The organism is Pseudomonas cyclaminis (assembly GCF_015163715.1).
GTDB classification, from domain to species: Bacteria; Pseudomonadota; Gammaproteobacteria; order Pseudomonadales; family Pseudomonadaceae; genus Aquipseudomonas; species Aquipseudomonas cyclaminis.
The window spans coordinates 1-1764 of the sequence record NZ_JADDUM010000105.1; the positions used below are offsets into that span (position 1 = coordinate 1).

Here is a 1764-nt window from a genome sequence, read left to right on the forward strand (position 1 = left end):
CTGCGAAGCGGCCCAAAACCTGCCAATGAGTTATGACTAAAAAACGCGGTGCTTGGATTAGGGCCGCTCCGCAGCCCAGCGCGGGGCAAGCCCGCTCACCACAGGAGTCCGCTCACCACAGAAGCCAGCTCACCACAAGAGCCTCGTTTGCTAAGGTTATGTATTCACCAAAGCCCCCTCCCACATTTTTAACAGCGTGTCGTCAGGTAACGAGTTGGTTGATCTCGATGATCGGCAACAGCACCGCCATCACAATCACCAGCACCACCGCGCCCATCACCACGATCATCAGCGGTTCGAGCAACGCGGTCATGCCCATGGCACGCCGTTCGATATCCCGCGACAGGGTCTGCGCCGCACGTTCCAGCATCGGCGGCAAGGAGCCGGTTTTCTCGCCGCTGGCGATCAGGTGGATCAGCACCGGCGGAAAGACTTTCTCCACCGCCAGCGCCGGTGCCAGGTTGACGCCTTCGCGTACCTTGGCGGTGGCGTCGTTGACACACTGGCTCAGGCGCTCGTTGGACAAGGTCTGCCGCGCCGCCTCCAGCGCCCGCAACAACGGCACGCCGGCACCGCCGAGGATTGCCAGGGTCGAGGCAAACCGCGCCGTGTTCAGGCCCAGCACAAAGCGCCCGATCAGCGGCAGGCGCAGCACGCGGCTGTGCCAGTTCAAGCGCGCCACCGGATTGCGCAGGTACAGGCGCCAGCTCCAGAAACCGCCGACGATCCCGGCAAAACACAGCCAGCCCCAGGCGCGGATAAAGTCGCTGGCGTTGAGCATCGCCAGGGTCAGGCCCGGCAGGTCCTGGCGCGCCTGGGAAAACGCGCTGACCACCTGGGGCACCACATAACTCAGCAAAAAAATCACAATGCCGATGGACACCAGCCCCACCACACCGGGGTAGATAAATGCAGTAAGGATCTTGCCGCGCAGGTTGTTGCGTTCCTCGATGTAGTCGGCCAGGCGCTCCATCACCTGAGCCAAGTCACCGGACTCCTCCCCCGCCGCAATCAATGCGCGGTAGATCGACGGGAAATCCCGTGGCCGCGCCGCCAGCGCATCCGCCAGGCGCATGCCGCCGCGCACATCGCCACGCACGGCCGCCAACGTCTGGGCGATGTGCTTTTTTTCGGCCTGCTCCACCGTGGCACTCAGCGCCGCCTCCAACGGCAGGCTGGCACCGAGCAGGCTCGCCAGTTGCCGCGTGGCCCAGGCCAGGTCGTTGTCCGACAGCTTGGCGGCGAACAGGCTGCTGCCGGCGGTGGTTTGCTGATGGCCTTCGACCTGCACCAGCAGCGCGGTCAGGCCACGGCTGCGCAGCACGGCAAACGCCCCGCTCTGGCTGTCGGCCTCCAGGTGTCCGGCCTCGACGTTGCCGCTGGCATCAGCGGCTTCATAGCGATAGCGATTCATCAGGCGTCCCGTGTCACGCGCAGGATTTCTTCGGGGGCGGTGGCGCCGCTGCGTACCCAGCGCTCACCGTCCTCACGCATGCTGAACATCCCGGCCCGGCGCGCGGCGAGGCGCAAATCCTGCTCGCCGGCGCCCTGGTGGATCAGGCTGCGCACATCGTCGTCTACGCAAAACAACTCATGGATACCGGTGCGTCCGCTGTAACCGACCTGGTTGCAGTGTGAGCACCCCACCGGACGCCAGGTGCCCGGCGCGGCCGGGTCCTCCTGCTTGCAATGGGGGCACAGGCGCCGCACCAACCGCTGGGCCAACACCCCCAGCAATGACGATGCCAACAGGAACGGCTCGAC

2 protein-coding genes are annotated in these 1764 nt (G+C 65.3%); both read right to left on the reverse strand.

Annotation, left to right across the window (positions count from 1 at the left end):
* Positions 1 to 202: 202 nt before the first annotated feature.
* A complete protein-coding gene (gspF, locus tag IQK56_RS14670) occupies positions 203 to 1414 on the reverse strand; it encodes a type II secretion system inner membrane protein GspF (RefSeq protein ID WP_150675259.1) in 1212 nt (403 codons plus the stop codon).
* On the reverse strand, positions 1414 to 1764 hold a 351-nt coding region (locus tag IQK56_RS14675; RefSeq protein WP_425274651.1), incomplete at its 5' end, for a GspE/PulE family protein. The genes IQK56_RS14675 and gspF, both read right to left, overlap by 1 nt.